The organism is Streptomyces sp. Act143, from assembly GCF_003143935.1.
Taxonomy (GTDB): domain Bacteria; phylum Actinomycetota; class Actinomycetes; order Streptomycetales; family Streptomycetaceae; genus Streptomyces.
In genome coordinates this window covers 4,794,093-4,808,764 of sequence record NZ_QFRX01000001.1, presented here as the reverse complement: position 1 = coordinate 4,808,764, position 14,672 = coordinate 4,794,093, and the positions used below count along the sequence as shown (strand labels likewise).

Here is a 14,672-nt window from a genome sequence, read left to right as displayed (position 1 = left end):
GAGAACCTGGAAAGCACCGAGGAAATCGGATCGGAAAACGATCTGATAGAGTCGGAAACGCAAGACCGGATGGTACTGCAGGGGGGACCCTGTGGGAGAGTAGGACGCCGCCGAACAAAATTTGAGAAAACCCCCGGCCGGGGATACCGGTCCGGGGGTTTTCTGCGTTCGGTTACCGTATTCGGCATGAGCAACATGAACTTCGAGGTCCGCCCTATACGTGCCGATGAGTGGCCCGCGGTGAAAGCACTGCGGCTCCGCTCACTCAAGGACCCGGCCGCTCCCGTGGCCTTTCTGGACACCCATGAGGCGGCCTCGGCCCGTCCCGACTCCTTCTGGCAGGAGCGGGCTGCCGGCTCGTCGGATGTGTCCGGTGCCGGTGGGGCGCTCCAGTTCGTCGCCGAGGCCGCTGACGGGACCTGGGTCGGGTCCGTCGTCATGCTGATCGAGGAAGCCGGAACCACCGACTGGGCCGGCTTCCCTGTCGAGCGGCGGCAGGGGCATGTCGTCGGAGTGTTCGTGCTGCCCGAGTGGCGTGGTGGCCCGGTGACCAAGGCGCTCTTCGATGCCGCCCTGGAATGGGCCTGGGGGCGGGGTGTGGAAGCCGTGCGGCTCATCGTGCACGAGGACAACCCGCGGGCCCAGGGTTTCTACCGCAAGGCGGGGTTCGTGCCGAGCGGGAAGGTCGTGCCGCTGGAGGGGCGCGAGGAGGAGAAGGAGCTGGAGTTCGTGCTGGGGAAGCCGGCCTGACCTTCGGGCTCAGACCGGCAGCTCGTCGTGCGGCCAGCGGGACCGTGCCTGTTCCCGGGACCGGAGCAGCGCCAGGGTCGGCAGGCCCCGGTCCGCTCCGGTGGCCAGCAGCTCCGGGAGCTGGGGAAGCGGAGCCACGGCGGCGATGTCGTCCAGGACGAGCGTCAGTGGTGGGTCGAGGCGACCGGAGGATGACCGTTCGGCCATGTGCCGGCCACGCTCGACCACGCTGGAGACGAGGGCCGTCAGGAGCGGCATCGCGCCGGGATTGGTCCTGGGGTCCTCGATGGACTCCCCCACTACATAAAGCGTGCCCCCTTCGCCGACGAAGGAATCCAAGGCGAGGGCATCAGTTCGGTTTGGAGTGCAGGCTTCACGGATGTTGACCGTGAAGAGCGCGGAGAGGGCTCGGCCGGTCAGCTCCTGGGCGATGTCCCGGCGTTCCGGGTGGGCGGTGAGCGTGGCTTCGAGCTCGCCTGCCGCGCCTGGGGCCGCCTTGGGGTTCGTACGGAGGATGCGTACCGCGTCCTGGATCTGGGTGCCCTGGGACCAGCGGTGGACGTGACGGATGGTGCGGCCGTCTATGGCGGCGGCATGCAGATAGCTGCGCAGGAGCGTTTCCGCGGTGTCGCTGACGGCCTGGTCGAGCCGGGCGGTCGGGCGGACCGGGGTGAGGAGCGCTGCCGCCCTGGCCTTGGCCGTCTGCCGGTCCTCGCAGCCTGCCGTGGGGGACCAGTGGAGGCGGGCCGGGGTGTCGCAGAGGTGGGTGGGGTCGTAGAGGTGGACCGGGCCCAGTTTGGCGCGGGCGTCCTTGGTGTCCGACCAGATGGCGGGGTTGGAGGTGACGACGAGGGTGGGACCCTCGGCGTCGCGTACGGCCTGGGTCGCCGTGGTGTGGCGGGTCTCCCTGGGAGCAACCAGCACCTTCTCCACCCGCTGGGGGACGGCCATCGGCGCGGGGAGGGGTGCCGGTACCGGTTCCGCCCTGGGTGTGGGCACCTCGTGGTGCGTGACCCTCTCGACGACGGGCTGCGGAGCCACCGGCGGCTGTTCTTCCACGGCCGCGACCGCGACCCGCGGCGTCACCGGGGGCGCCGCCTTCCGGGCCCGTCGTACCGCCTTCCAGCGGGCCACCGTCCCCAGCACGAAGACCGTGAGCACGACCAGCACCATCAGCTGGCCGATGAACAGGCCCCAGAAGAGGCCGTAGCCGGAGAGCTGGCCTGCCGGGGTGTCCGGCCAGGCGCCCGGCATGTCGTGGGGCTGGCCGATGAGTTGGCGCATGGCCGGCGGGGTGCGGGTGAAGGTGACGCCGTCGGGCCAGGCGCCGTGGGCGAACCAGCCGGCCAGGCCGGTGGCCGACCAGACCAGCAGGGTCATGCCGATGAGGAAGGCGAGTATGCCCACCAGCAGCCCGTCCGGGATGCCTCCCTGACCCTGGCCTTCCTGCCGACGGCGGTCGTCAGGTCTCACCACTGCCCGCCTCCCTGCCTAGGCCACCGTCGACTCGGAGTCGCCCATGTGCTCCAGGTGCTGGTGCTCCATGTGCTGTTCCACGAACGCTGCCGCCCGCTCCTCCGCCTCGAGTTCGGCCGCGCGCAGGGCGTCGTCCGTCAGGTCGCGGTCGGCGGAGGACTCGGTCATCGCGCGGTCGGTGAAGACGAGCGGGCGTTCTGTCTCGGTGATCAGGTGTTTGACCACCTGGACGTTGCCGTTGACGTCCCAGACGGCGATACCCGGGGTCAGGGACGGGATGATCTCCACCGCCCAGCGGGGGAGGCCGAGTACGCGTCCGGTGGAGCGTGCCTCGTCCGCCTTCTGGGCGTAGATCGTCCTCGTCGACGCCATCTTCAGGATCGCCGCGGCCTCCTTCGCCGCCGCTCCGTCGACGACGTCGGACAGGTGGTGCACCACCGCCACGAACGACAGGCCCAGCCGTCGGCCGAACTTCAGCAGGCGCTGGAAGAGCTGGGCCACGAAGGGGCTGTTGATGATGTGCCAGGCCTCCTCGACCAGGAAGATGCGCTTCTTCCGGTCGGGGCGGATCCAGGTGTGCTCCAGCCAGACGCCGACGATCGCCATGAGGATGGGCATGGCGATGGAGTTGCGGTCGATGTGGGACAGGTCGAAGACGATGAGCGGGGCGTCCAGGTCGATGCCGACCGTGGTTGGGCCGTCGAACATGCCGCGCAGGTCGCCGTCGACGAGCCGGTCCAGGACCAGGGCGACGTCCAGGCCCCACGCCCGTACATCGTCTATGTCGACGTTCATCGCCTCGGCGGACTCCGGCTCGGGGTGCCGTAGCTGCTCGACGATGTCGGTCAGCACCGGCTGGCGTTCGACGATCGTCTCGTTGACGTAGGCGTGCGCGACCTTGAGGGCGAAGCCGGAGCGTTCGTCGAGGCCGTGGCCCATCGCGACCTCGATGATCGTGCGGAGCAGCGCGAGCTGGCCCGTGGTCGTGATCGCGGGGTCGAGGGGGTTGAGGCGGATTCCCATGTCCAGGGCGGCCATCGGGTCCAGGCGGATGGGAGTTATTCCCAGCTCCTGCGCGATGAGGTTCCATTCGCCGACGCCGTCCTCGCCCTGGGCGTCCAGGACGACGACCTGCCGGTCGCGGAAGCGCAACTGCCGTAGGACGTACGTCTTCTCCAGCGCCGACTTGCCGTTGCCGGACTCGCCGAGCACCAGCCAGTGCGGCGCGGGGAGCTGCTGGCCGTAGAGCTGGAAGGGGTCGTAGATGTAGCCCTTGCCGGAGTAGACCTCGCGGCCGATGATGACGCCCGAGTCGCCGAGCCCCGGTGCCGCCGTGGGCAGGTAGACCGCCTGGGCCTGGCCTGTGGAGGTGCGGACGGGCAGGCGGGTCGTCTCGACCTTCCCGAAGAGGAAGGACGTGAAGGCGTCGGTGAGGACGGACAGCGGGTCCCGCATCAGCGCATCAGCCTCTACCTTCGGATTCCGGTGGCGAACGGGAGGGTGTTCACGAAGGCGCGGTGGTGCTCGCGGTCGCACCACTCCAGCTTCAGGTACGACTTTCCGGCCGAGGCCCGGATGGTCCGCTTGTCGCGGGCCAGGGCTTCGGGGGAGCGGGCGGAGACGGTGATGTAGCCGACCAGATTGACGCCGGCGGCGCCGCTGGCCAGGTCCTCGCCGCGCTGGTCCAGGCGGTTGTGGGCGGCGATGTCACGCGGGTCGACGGTGCGGTTCATCTTGGCGGCCCGGCTGGCCTCCGCCTCGTCGTTCGTCTTCTCCGTCAGCATGCGCTCGATCGCGACCTCGGTGGGTTCGAGGTCCATCGTCACGGCGACCGTGCGGATGACGTCCGGGGTGTGGACGAGGAGGGGGGCGAGGAAGTTGACGCCGACGGGCGTCATGGGCCACTCCTTCACCCAGGCGGTGGCGTGGCACCAGGGCGCGCGGGTGGACGACTCGCGGGTCTTCGCCTGGAGGAACGTCGGTTCCATGGCGTCGAGTTCGGCCGGCCAGGCGTTGCGCTTGGTCATCGCCTGGATGTGGTCGATGGGGTGGTCCGGGTCGTACATGGAGTGGATGAGGGAGGCGAGCCGGCCCTGGCCGAGGGGCTGTCGTACGCGGATGTCCGCTTCCTGGAGGCGGGAGCAGATGTCCGTGAGCTCGCGTGCCATGACCACCGCCAGGCCGGCGTCGCGGTCCAGCTTGCGGCCCGACTGGGGGCGGGCCGCGCGGGCCATCGCGTGGGCCTCGGCGGAGAGTTCGCGGGTGTAGTGCATGCAGGCGACGAGGTACGCGCGGTGCTGCTCGCTGCTGGTGGAGACCATGGACTGGAGCTGGTCGTACGACTGCTGGAGCCATCCCGGTGCCTTCTCGTCGCCGCGGACGGCCACGTCCTTGGCGTGGGCGTCGGGGTCGGCGGGGAGGGTGCGGGCGAGCATCTGGAGCCGGGTGACGAAGCCGTCGCCGTTGGCCACGTGCTTGAGCAGTGTGCCGAAGCGGTCGACCAGCGCCTCCTGGTCCTCCGAGTCGCGCAGGCCGACCCCGGGGCCTTCGATCTCGATCGCGGCCGTCACCGTTCTGCGGTCGGCGTGGAGCAGTACGGCGATCTCGTCGGGGCCGAAGGGGGCGGCGAGCCAGGTGATGCGGCCGATGCCGGGGGGCGGGCCGATCTCGACCTCGCGGCCGTCGACGCGGGTGCCGGCCTCCATGACGCCGGAGCGGTAGACGGTGCCCTGCTTGAGGGTGCGCTTGTAACTGCGGTTGATCTCGAACCACTTGTAGAACGTGCGGTGCTTGTACGGCACGTAGACCGCCGCCAGCGCGAGCAGCGGGAAGCCCATCAGCAGCACGATGCGCAGGGACAGCACCGGGACGAGGAGCCCGCACATCATGCCGAGGAACGCGCCGCCGATGATGAGCGCGATCTCGCCGGTCTCACGATTCCTGCCGACGATCGCGTTCGGCCGGGCGCGGCCGATCAGATATGTACGGCGGGGCGTGACCGGATGGGACACGTGGGACTCGGTCGTCAACGCCCTTCACCTCCCGTGCGGTTGGTACTGCTGTTGCGGGTGTTGCTGGCGTGGGGTGTGTTCACCGGGCTGCTCGAGCGGGGCGAGGGTGCGGCGGAGGGGACAGATCCGCCGCCGGCGCCGCCGCCGTTCGAGCCGCGCGTGCTGTGGGCGGCGACGCCGCCGGAGGCCGGGTTGGAGGGGCGGGCTCCGCCGTTGCCGGAGGACTGTCCGCCGCCGTTGTTGTCGGCCCGGGTGCTGTGGGTCTTGATGCCCTGCGCGACGAGGGTCGCGGGGCTGCTGATGACGGCCGCGGCCTTGCCTTCGGCGCCCTGCATGATGCGGTTGTTGCGGGAGCCGGCGATCTCGTCGCCGAAGCCGGGGACGAAGCGGTAGATCATCGCCGACGCGAAGATGGCGAGCAGGATGATGGCGAGGCCGGAGACGACGGCGGAGAAGGCGTCGGGGCCGTCGTCGGTGGACAGCGCGCCGGCGAGTCCGAGGACGATGACGATGACCGGTTTGACCAGGATGACGGCGATCATGATGCCCGCCCAGCGGCGGACGTGGCCCCACAGGTTCTTGTCGACGAGGCCGGCGTAGACGACGGTGCCGAGCAGGGCGCCGACGTAGAGCAGGGCGGCGCGGATGACGAGTTCGAGCCAGAGGATTCCGGCGGCGAGGATGCTGACGAGTGAGACGACGATCAGCATGATCGGGCCGCCGCCGATGTCCTCGCCCTTGTTGAGGGCGCCGGAGAAGGTGCCGAAGAAGGTGTCGGTCTGGTCGCCTGTCGTCTTCGCGAGCACCTCGGTGATGCCGTCGGTGGCGGAGACGACGGTGTAGAGGATGAGCGGGGTGAACGCCGACGCCAGGACGGTGAGCCAGAGGAACCCGATCGCTTCGCTGATGGCGGTGGAGAGGGGGACGCCTCGCACCGCGCGCTTGGCGACGGCGAGCAGCCAGAGGAGCAGGGTCAGGACGGTCGACGCGGCGAAGACGACCGCGTACTGCTGGAGGAACTTGGGGTTCGTGAAGTCGACGTTCGCGGTGTCCTTCACGGCGCCGCTGAGCTTGTCGACGGTCCAGGAGGCGGCGTCGGCACAGCCCTTGGCGAGGGAGGAGAGGGGGTCGAGGGAGGAGGTGGGGTCGAGGGTGGTGGAGCCGCCGGAGCCGGTGGAGTTCTGGCCGCGTTCGCAGTACTTCTTGGCGGGGCCGGCGATCAGCGAGCATGGATCGTCGCTCTTGGTCGGCGTTGGCGTCGGCGATGGTGTGGGTGCGGCGAAGGCGCGCGTGGCCAGGAGAACGGCAGCGGTTTGTGTGGCGGCCACCAGGCCGGTGAGCTTGAGGGCGCGGTGCGGGCTACCGGGCATAGGTGAAGCCTCCGAACTCCTCGACCGCTTTGCCGATCTCCTCCGAACCGGACACCGGGTTGTCTCCGGTGACGGGGGTGGGGCCGGTCTTCTGGGTGGTCTCGAGCACCTTCCAGTCGTCACCGCTCCACCGCAGCTTCATCGTGACGGTGAACCAGTTGCTGGTTACGGGGTTGGTCGAGCTCTGTCCGGTGAGACCGAAGAGGCCGTTGCACCAGACTTCGACGGTCGTCTCACTGCTGTTGTAGGAGGTGACCTTGGTACCGGCCGGCAGAGTGCGATTGACGAAGGTGGCGCCCGTAGGGGCACTGCCGTCGTCGTTCAACCCGATCTGCTTCAGGAAGTTTGTTGAATAGTCGGCGTCGAAACCAGACTGGAGCCGATCGGCAGAGCTGGGATCTGCGATGGCCTGCACGATCTGGTGTCGTCGGGAGGCGTTGAACATGCCGTCCGACCCCAGCGCCACCGCATAGTTCGCCGCCGCGCTCTGTGCCCCCTGCTCGTCCCGTGCGAATCCCGCCTTCACCGGGGTCTTCCCCGTTGCTGCTGTGGGGGAGGTTGCCGGCTTGTTGGTGGTGGCCCCGTTTTGCGATGAGGAATCGTCTCCTCCACGGTTCGCGAAGGCGATCGCGGCGATCAGGAGTACCACTACGCCGACCACCGTGACCAGGCTGCGCGACGAGGAGCGTCCGCCTCGTCGCGCGCCGCCGTACACGTCGCCGCCGCTGTCGGGCAGTCGTGTGCGGGTCTGGCCGGTGCCCCCGTAACCGCCGGAGGCCTCGCGTTCGTCCCCGAGACTCATGCCGCGTGCGCCCCCTCGACGTCGTGCGGAAACTCGTAGGCATACGACGGTAGCCGTGCTGGTTCCCGCGCGGGCGCGGTGTGGTGACTGGACATCAGGGAAACGCAACCTCAGCCGGTGGGCACGACGGGCGGGTGGGGGTGGTGGGGACGACCGGGCGTGCCCGGAGGGACTCGGAGCGAACTGAAGAAACGCCTGCTAGACCGCCATGCCGTACACGATCGTGAACAGCGTGCCGAGTGAGCCGATGATGAAGACGCCGGTGAGACCGGCGATGATGAGGCCCTTGCCCTGCTCGGCGCTGAAGGTGTCGCGGAGCGCGGTCGCGCCGATGCGCTGCTTCGCGGCGCCCCAGATGGCGATGCCCAGGCAGAGCAGGATGGCCACCGCCATCACGACCTCGATCATCACCTTCGCCTCGTTGCCCAGGCTGCCGAAGGGGCCCCAGTCCGGAGCGATCCCGCCGATGATGGTGTTGATGTCTCCCTTGTCGGCCGCAAAGAGCATGTAAGTCACCGCCCCTGGTGGGTAGTTCCGCTTCCCCTGCGGGTGCGCAGAGGTCAGGCCTCATTGTCGCCGACAAATGCGCCGTCGTATGTCGACTTGGCGTCATTGATTGGCGGGTTTCGTACGAATGCTTGTCTGGTACCGGTCTGATTACTCTGTGTATCACGGCAGGTCACGCCGGGCAATGAGGCCTGAGCGGAACCTGTCGTGTGGTTCCGTCGTTGACCCCTATTTGTGGTCGGACGTGCTGGTGGCGCCCGTGCTGCACCCATGTTCTGCGGGTGAAGGCTACCCAGTCGAGGCGGGGTCGCTAGCGCGTCGTGCACTTGGGGTAGGTGGCGCCCTCGGCGCAGGAGGAGTAGGCGCTGTTGCTGACGTCCACCTCCTCCTCGTCCCCGCTCTTCGTACGGACCGTCAGTTCGTACTCGGTGTGGCAGCTGCGGGTCCTCTTGCCGTTCTTCTTCTTGGTCTTGCACTCGTAGTCCGTGTCCTTGCCGATGACGGTGCCGGTGACGGACTTCGAGTCGCTGCTGCAGCCGGCCAGCGGCGCGGTGAGGAGGGCGACGGCGGCCAGGGCCGCGAGGGCGCGCTTCATGTGGTTTCCCCCGAGGGTGTCGTGAAAAGGACGTCCAGGAGGATGGTGCCAGCAGTACGTCGCAGTCGTCGCGGTCGTGCCGAACGGGCCGTGGCTGGATGCCACGGCCCGTTCTCTTCGTGCCAGGTCTCAGCCGGTGAACGCGCCGACTCCCGCCGGGGTGCCCCAGCCTGTCGGGCCGTCATATCCCGACCGGGCCGTGCAGTAGTAGCTGGTGGTGCAGGTCCCGTTGCTGCCGGACGTCACGTCGTTGAGGGCCGATGTGCCTGCCGCCGCGTAGGGGTAGGAGGCCGGGTAGTCGCTGCTGCCGGGGGTGCCGGCCAGGGCGTACACCGAGGCGATGAGGGGCGCGGAGGCGCTGGTGCCGCCGTAGGTGTTCCAGCCGGTGCCGTCGGAGCCGTAGGAGTCGTAGACCGAGACGCCGGTGGCGGGGTCGGCGACCGCGGACACGTCGGCGATCATCCGCTTGGTGCAGCCGGTGTCGGTCTGCCAGGACGGCTTCGCGTCGTAGGAGGAGCAGCCGGAGCCGGTGCCCTCGGTGCTGCTGGTGTTCCAGACGGACTCCGTCCAGCCGCGGCTGGTGGAGGACGTGGAGAGCTTGGTGCCGCCGACCGCCGTCACGTACTTCGACGCGGCGGGGTACTCGGCGCCGTAGCCCTCGTCGCCCGCGGAGACCGTGATGGCGACGCCGGGGTGGTTGAAGTAGGAGGAGTCGTACGAGGTGTCGCTCGACGACTCGCTGCCGCCGTAGCTGTTGGAGACGTACTTCGCGCCGAGCTTGACCGCCTCGTTCACGGCCGTGCCCAGGTTGGCCATGCTCGCCGACTTCGCCTCGACCAGCAGGATGTCGGCGTTCGGGGCGATCGCCGAGACCATGTCGAGGTCGAGGGAGATCTCGCCCGCCCAGCCGCTGTCGGCGGTCGGGAGGGAGGTCGTGGAGCCGGTCTGACTGACCTTCTTGAAGCAGCCGTTGGCGGTGGTGCAGGCGGGCAGGCCGTAGTAGGAGCGGTAAGTGGCCAGGTCCGCTGCCGCGTTGGGGTCGTCGTACGCGTCGACGATCGCGATGGTCTCGCCGGAGCCGTTCGAGGCGGCGGCGTCCGTCAGCCCATAGGCGTCCTGGAGGTCGCTCGGGCCGTAGCCGGTCGGGGTGGCGGAGGAGGCGTCCGGCCGGAGGGTCCGGGCGGTTGTGCCCTGCAGTGCGGCCTGCTTCTCCATGTAGGCGGTGGTGCCCGCGGTGACGCGGAGCGCGTTGCAGGCGGCGTAGCCCTTCTTGGGGGTGGTGCCGCACGCGTTCTCGTAGCGCACGTGGGCCTTGGCGACCTGGGCGGCGACGGCCGCGGGGCTCGGCTTGTGCGGGGTCGCGGCGCTCGCGTGGGCGGCGGTGCCGAGGCCGGCGAGGAGGAGGGCGGTGGCGGCTGCGGCGGCGGAGCCGATGCGGTGCCATCTGCCGGACATGTGGGGGGAGTTGGAAGTACGCAAGGTCGTACTGCCTCCTGTGAGTGGGTGCAGAGAGGCCTGCGGTGGGGGACCACCGGTGAGGTTCCCGGTGGGGGCGGCGACCCGCGTAGACCATCCCCTTGTTGAGTACGCGACAACAAGACACGTTGCGGAACTCTGACTTCCGTATGACTCAGGGGTGTCGAGACTTACCGGTCGATGGCGGCCCGATGGCCGTGGGTTGGCTGTGCCTTGACCGTGCGCACAGCGGGTTCACAGGAGGACGGTCGCGGTCACCGGGGCAGCAGGCCGTGCAGCAGGAGGTGCACGAGGGCGTCGACGCCCTCGGTGCCCGCGACGGCCGCCTGGGCGTCGGTGTGGCCGTTGGCCGCGAACGTGGCGATGCCGTGCAGGGCGGCGCCCACGGTGAGGGTGAGCACGGCCGGGTCGCCTTCGATGATCTCGCCGCGCTGCTGGGCCTCCGCGACGATCGCGGCCAGGGACTGCACCGTGCGCTCGGCCGCGGCGGCCATCTGCCCGGAGGCGTCCGGGTCGTGCTTGAGGGAGTACATGAGCTCCAGTAGCGCCGCGTTGTCGGTGGCGAACCGCAGATAGGCGCGGGTGAGGCCGGTGAGGCGGGGCTGGAGCGGGAGGGTGGGGTCGTCGGCGGCTGCGAGGGTCTGCATCAGGCGGTCGTAGCCGTCGAGCGCCAGGGCGTCGAGCAGGGCCTGCTTGTCCTTGAAGTGCCGGCCGGGGGCGGCGTGGCTGACTCCGATGTCCCGGGCCAGCTCGCGCAGCGACAGCGCGGCGGCGCCCTTGTCGCGCAGGGTGCGCTCGGCGGCGGTGAGCAGCGCTGAGCGCAGGTCTCCGTGGTGATAGGGGCGGCTCGCGGGCATGGACACCATCGTATCCGTATGTTGGCGACGTCAGCATTGTTGTCATTGACAGCATTGTTGGCGACGCCTACATTGGCGTCATGGCTGAGAAGCGAAGCGCATGGAACCTGACCGACCTCCCTGACCTCGCGGGCCGTACGGCCGTGGTCACGGGAGCCAACAGCGGCCTCGGGCTGCGCACCGCGGAAGGGCTGGCCGGGGCGGGTGCGCATGTCGTGTTCGCCGTACGGGACGTGGAGCGGGGGCGGGCCGCGGCGGCGGGGGTGCGCGGCAGCACCGAGGTGCGGCGGCTCGACCTCGCCGATCTGTCCTCCGTCCGGGAGTTCGCGGACGGCTGGGAGGGGCGGCGGCTGGACCTGCTGATCAACAACGCGGGCGTGATGATGCTGCCGCAGCAGCGGACCCGCGATGGCTTCGAGATGCAGTTCGGCACCAACCACCTGGGGCACTTCGCGCTGACCAACCTGCTGCTGCCGTACGTCACGGACCGGGTGGTCACGGTCGCCTCGGGCGCCCACCGCTTCGGCGACCAGAAGATCCACTTCGACGACCTGAACCTCACCTCGAACTACAACCCGACGCGCGCCTACGCCCAGTCCAAGCTCGCCAACCTGCTCTTCGTGCTGGAACTCCAGCGCAGGCTGACGGAGGCGGGCTCGCCCGTCCGCGCCACCGCCGCCCACCCCGGCTGGGCGGCCACCAACCTCCAGAGCCACCACGCCAACCCGCTGATGCGCCTCGGCATGGCGATCGGCAACAGGCTCATGGCCCAGGACGACCGGGCCGGCGCCCTGCCCACCCTGTTCGCCGCGACGCAGGACATCCCCGGCGCGAGTTACGCCGGCCCCGACGGGCTGGGCGAGTGGCGGGGCCACCCGACGCTGGTCGGCCGGTCCCGCGCGGCCAGCGACACCGTGGCCGCACGACGGCTGTGGGACGTGTCGGAGGAGCTGACGGGGGTGCGGTTCCCGCTGACGGCGGCCGTAAGGGGCTGATGCACTGACCGAGGGGCTGATGCACTGGCCAAGGGGCTGGTGCACCGACCGGGGAGGCGGGTGCCGCCCGCGGCAGTTCGGGGCGGGTGCCGGGTGCCGGGTGCTGTGCGTGGGTCCGGGTGTTGTGTGTGGGTGAGGGCTCGTAAGGGCGGGGTCGCTCGGGTGGCGCAGTTGTCTGACGCTTCTCTCACCTTCACCGGACACACTGGCTGCGATGAAGCACACGCCCCTCTGCGTCGTCCTCGTGCTGCTCGCCGTCACCTCCGCCTCCGAGGCGGCCGCCGACGACGGGCCCGGCCCGCTCGGTGTCACCGCCGTCGCGCAGGCGAGCGCGGAGACGGCCAGAGTCGGGGCGTTGTTCGACGGCGGGGAGCACTACTGCACGGCGTCCGTCGTGCGCAGTCCGGGCCGGGACCTCGTCGTGACCGCCGCCCACTGTCTCGACGGCGCCGGGGACGACCTCGTGTTCGTGCCGGGCTACCGGGACGGCACGGCGCCGTACGGGAAGTGGCGGGTCACCCGGCGCTTCCTTCCCGACGGGTGGGACGAGGACAGCGACGTGGCGTTCGCGGTCGTGGCCGAGCGGCACGGCCGGGGCGTCGAGGACGTCGTCGGCGGGAACCGCTTCACCCCCGGCACCGCCACCGGCGCCACCGCCGTGACCGTCACCGGATATCCCGACTCCCGCGAGGTGCCTCTCCGGTGCACCAACAAGCCGACCCCGCACAGCCGCACCCAGCAGCGCATCGACTGTCCCGACCTCAGCGGCGGGACGAGCGGGAGCCCCTGGGTGAACGGGGACGGGCAGGTCGTCGGGGTGCTGGGCGGGCACGAGCAGGGCGGGGTCACCGACGACACCTCCTACAGCGTGGTGCTCGGCGCGAAGGCCGCCGCGCTGTACCGGGAAGCGGCCGGCGCGCCCTAGGACTCGGCGGTGGTGAGGAGGGCTGCCCAGCAGAGCGGCACGTGCTGTTTCTCCTTCTCCGTGCTCACCCCGGATCGCCGCCAGTGCCTGCCGCTGTGATCGAACTGCCGCGTGTGGCAAGGTCATTTCGGTGGACGCATTGAGAGACCGGGACCCCGCGCACATCGGTGCGTACACGCTGCTCGCGCGCCTCGGAGCCGGTGGCATGGGGCAGGTCTACCTCGCCCGGTCGCCCGGCGGACGGCTCGTCGCCGTCAAGGTCATCCGGGACGAGATCACCGACCATCCGGAGGCGTTGGCCCGCTTCCGGCGGGAGGTGGAGACCGTGCGGGCGGTGCGCAGCGCGTACACCGCGAATCTGATCGACGCCTCGCTGGACGCCGCGCCCTACTGGCTGGCCACCGAGTACGTCGCCGGGCCCACGCTGAGCCGGGCCGTCGGTGCACACGGGCCGCTCCCCGCCGACAGTGCGCGACGGCTGTTCGCGGCGCTCGCGGAGGCGCTGGCGAGCGTCCACGCGTACGGCGTCACGCACCGGGACCTCAAGCCGCAGAACGTCCTCCTCTCCCCGCAGGGCCCTCAGCTCATCGACTTCGGTATCGCGCGCGGCGCCGCCGACACCGCCCTGACCCAGACCGGGCTCACCCCGGGGACGCCCGGGTACAGCGCGCCCGAGGTGATCGTCGGCAACCAAGTGGGCCCGGCGGCGGACGTGTTCGCGCTGGGGGCGACCCTCGCCCACGCCGTCACCGGGCGGCCGCCCTTCGGGAGCGGGCCCACGCACGCGGTGTCGTACCGCGTGGTGCACGAGGACATCGACGTCGCCGGGGTCGAGCCGGGGCTCGCCGCGCTGATCCAGGAGTGCGTCGCCAAGGAACCGGGGGCGCGGCCGGGGCTGGACGCCGTCATCGCGCGCTGTGCGGTGTCCTCCGCGCTCGCCGAGGATCCGTTCTACGGCCGCCTCGCCGCCGACTCCATGGCCGCACCGTCCGATCTCCGGGCCGCGGTGGCGGCGGGGCTGGTCCCCCCGGGGCACGGAGCCCCGGCCGCCCCCGCGCACCGGCCGACCGTCGGCCCCGGCTACGTCCCGACCTATGTCCCGACCCACGCTCCGGCCCATGTGCCGACGACCGCACCCGGGCCGCCGCACCGCTCGCGTCGTACGTCCCTGCTGGTGGCGGTCTCCGTCGCGGCCGTGCTCGTCGCCGGGTCCGTGGTGGCGTGGCGGATGCGGGGCGGGCAGGACGACGGTGGGGCGGAGGCCCGGGGCGGGGGTACGGCGTCGGCGTCCGCGAGCGGCTCGGCCACGGCGTTCAAGCCGCCCTTCTACATCGTGGACAACAAGGTCTCCAGGGACTTCTGGACGCGCTCGACCGACCCCGCCGAGGCCGCGGAGGGCAGGGGCGACTGCACGGCGGTCGGGGCGCAGAGCACGCCGCTGGAGGTGCAGTACAGCGTCACCGACGCGGACAGCCCGGACGGCGGGAACGTCCGGGAGCGGGCGAAGATCACCTTCCGGTTCAAGTACGCGGAGCTGCAGAAGGCGAAGCCGGCGCCGTACTACGTCTCGGTCGGCGTGAAGTCGCCGCGCGATTTCGATCCGGAGACGGGCCGGCCGTACGACGGGAGTGAGAACGAGACGATCGGCGCCACGAGCAGGCCGACGGACATCTTCACGCACTGGAAGCAAGGCGAGGCCGTCGAACTCGTCTACCCCGACGACTTCCAGGAGCACCTGCCGACCGGCAAGGCCTACGACGCCGTGCCCGTCGCCGCCGACCCCGGTGACTGGACCGTCGTCTTCTACCACGTCACCGGCAGCGCCCCGACGGATTACGAGTCCATCGGTTGCCGCGGATTCCACGGGGGAAGCTCCTAAACTGGCGCGGGCAGACTCCCGTGCGGTGA

At 70.3% G+C, this 14,672-nt stretch carries 13 protein-coding genes; 4 read left to right on the top strand and 9 right to left on the bottom strand.

The genetic code is table 11. From position 1 onward, the window contains the following. The first annotated feature begins 195 nt into the window (after positions 1-195). Positions 196-750 (top strand): GNAT family N-acetyltransferase, encoded by a 555-nt coding sequence (locus tag DI272_RS21720; protein ID WP_109496973.1) that lies wholly within the window; start codon positions 196-198, stop codon positions 748-750. A gap of 9 nt (positions 751-759) precedes the next feature. On the opposite strand, the gene DI272_RS21715 is transcribed toward DI272_RS21720, so the two are convergent. The 9 genes from DI272_RS21715 to DI272_RS21675 form a co-directional block, all read right to left on the bottom strand. Then, the gene (locus DI272_RS21715) at positions 760-2,223 is read right to left on the bottom strand and encodes a type IV secretory system conjugative DNA transfer family protein (protein ID WP_109500968.1); all 1,464 of its coding nucleotides are present in this window, start codon (positions 2,221-2,223) and stop codon (positions 760-762) included. Positions 2,224-2,241: 18 nt separating this feature from the next. Then, positions 2,242-3,681 carry an ATP-binding protein gene (locus tag DI272_RS21710; RefSeq protein WP_109496972.1) on the bottom strand — a complete coding sequence of 480 codons (1,440 nt, stop codon included), beginning with the start codon at positions 3,679-3,681 and terminating at the stop codon, positions 2,242-2,244. Positions 3,682-3,695: 14 nt separating this feature from the next. After that, positions 3,696-5,255 (bottom strand): SCO6880 family protein, encoded by a 1,560-nt coding sequence (locus tag DI272_RS21705; RefSeq protein WP_109496971.1) that lies wholly within the window; start codon positions 5,253-5,255, stop codon positions 3,696-3,698. Beyond that, complete coding sequence (locus DI272_RS21700; protein ID WP_109496970.1) at positions 5,252-6,607, bottom strand: hypothetical protein; 1,356 nt, start codon at positions 6,605-6,607, stop codon at positions 5,252-5,254. Before DI272_RS21700 ends, DI272_RS21705 begins: the two co-directional genes overlap by 4 nt. Further along, a complete protein-coding gene (locus DI272_RS21695; RefSeq protein WP_109496969.1) occupies positions 6,597-7,409 on the bottom strand; it encodes a hypothetical protein in 813 nt (270 codons plus the stop codon). Before DI272_RS21695 ends, DI272_RS21700 begins: the two co-directional genes overlap by 11 nt. A 198-nt stretch (positions 7,410-7,607) precedes the next feature. Further along, positions 7,608-7,916 carry a hypothetical protein gene (locus DI272_RS21690; RefSeq protein WP_003991275.1) on the bottom strand — a complete coding sequence of 103 codons (309 nt, stop codon included), beginning with the start codon at positions 7,914-7,916 and terminating at the stop codon, positions 7,608-7,610. A gap of 310 nt (positions 7,917-8,226) precedes the next feature. Continuing rightward, positions 8,227-8,511, bottom strand: coding sequence for a DUF2500 family protein (locus tag DI272_RS21685; protein ID WP_109496968.1), 285 nt, complete (start codon positions 8,509-8,511; stop codon positions 8,227-8,229). A gap of 129 nt (positions 8,512-8,640) precedes the next feature. Then, a complete protein-coding gene (locus DI272_RS21680) occupies positions 8,641-9,990 on the bottom strand; it encodes a S53 family peptidase (RefSeq protein WP_109496967.1) in 1,350 nt (449 codons plus the stop codon). Between the two features lie 251 nt (positions 9,991-10,241). Further along, on the bottom strand, positions 10,242-10,853 hold the full coding sequence (locus DI272_RS21675; RefSeq protein ID WP_109496966.1) for a TetR/AcrR family transcriptional regulator: 612 nt from the start codon (positions 10,851-10,853) through the stop codon (positions 10,242-10,244). A gap of 71 nt (positions 10,854-10,924) precedes the next feature. On the opposite strand from DI272_RS21675, the gene DI272_RS21670 reads away from it, so the two are divergent. The 3 genes from DI272_RS21670 (at position 10,925) to DI272_RS21660 (ending at position 14,643) form a co-directional block, all read left to right on the top strand. Next, complete coding sequence (locus tag DI272_RS21670) at positions 10,925-11,839, top strand: oxidoreductase (protein ID WP_109496965.1); 915 nt, start codon at positions 10,925-10,927, stop codon at positions 11,837-11,839. Between the two features lie 214 nt (positions 11,840-12,053). After that, positions 12,054-12,764, top strand: coding sequence for a serine protease (locus DI272_RS21665; protein ID WP_109496964.1), 711 nt, complete (start codon positions 12,054-12,056; stop codon positions 12,762-12,764). Positions 12,765-12,894: 130 nt separating this feature from the next. After that, a complete protein-coding gene (locus DI272_RS21660) occupies positions 12,895-14,643 on the top strand; it encodes a serine/threonine-protein kinase (protein ID WP_181387272.1) in 1,749 nt (582 codons plus the stop codon). Positions 14,644-14,672 lie beyond the last annotated feature (29 nt).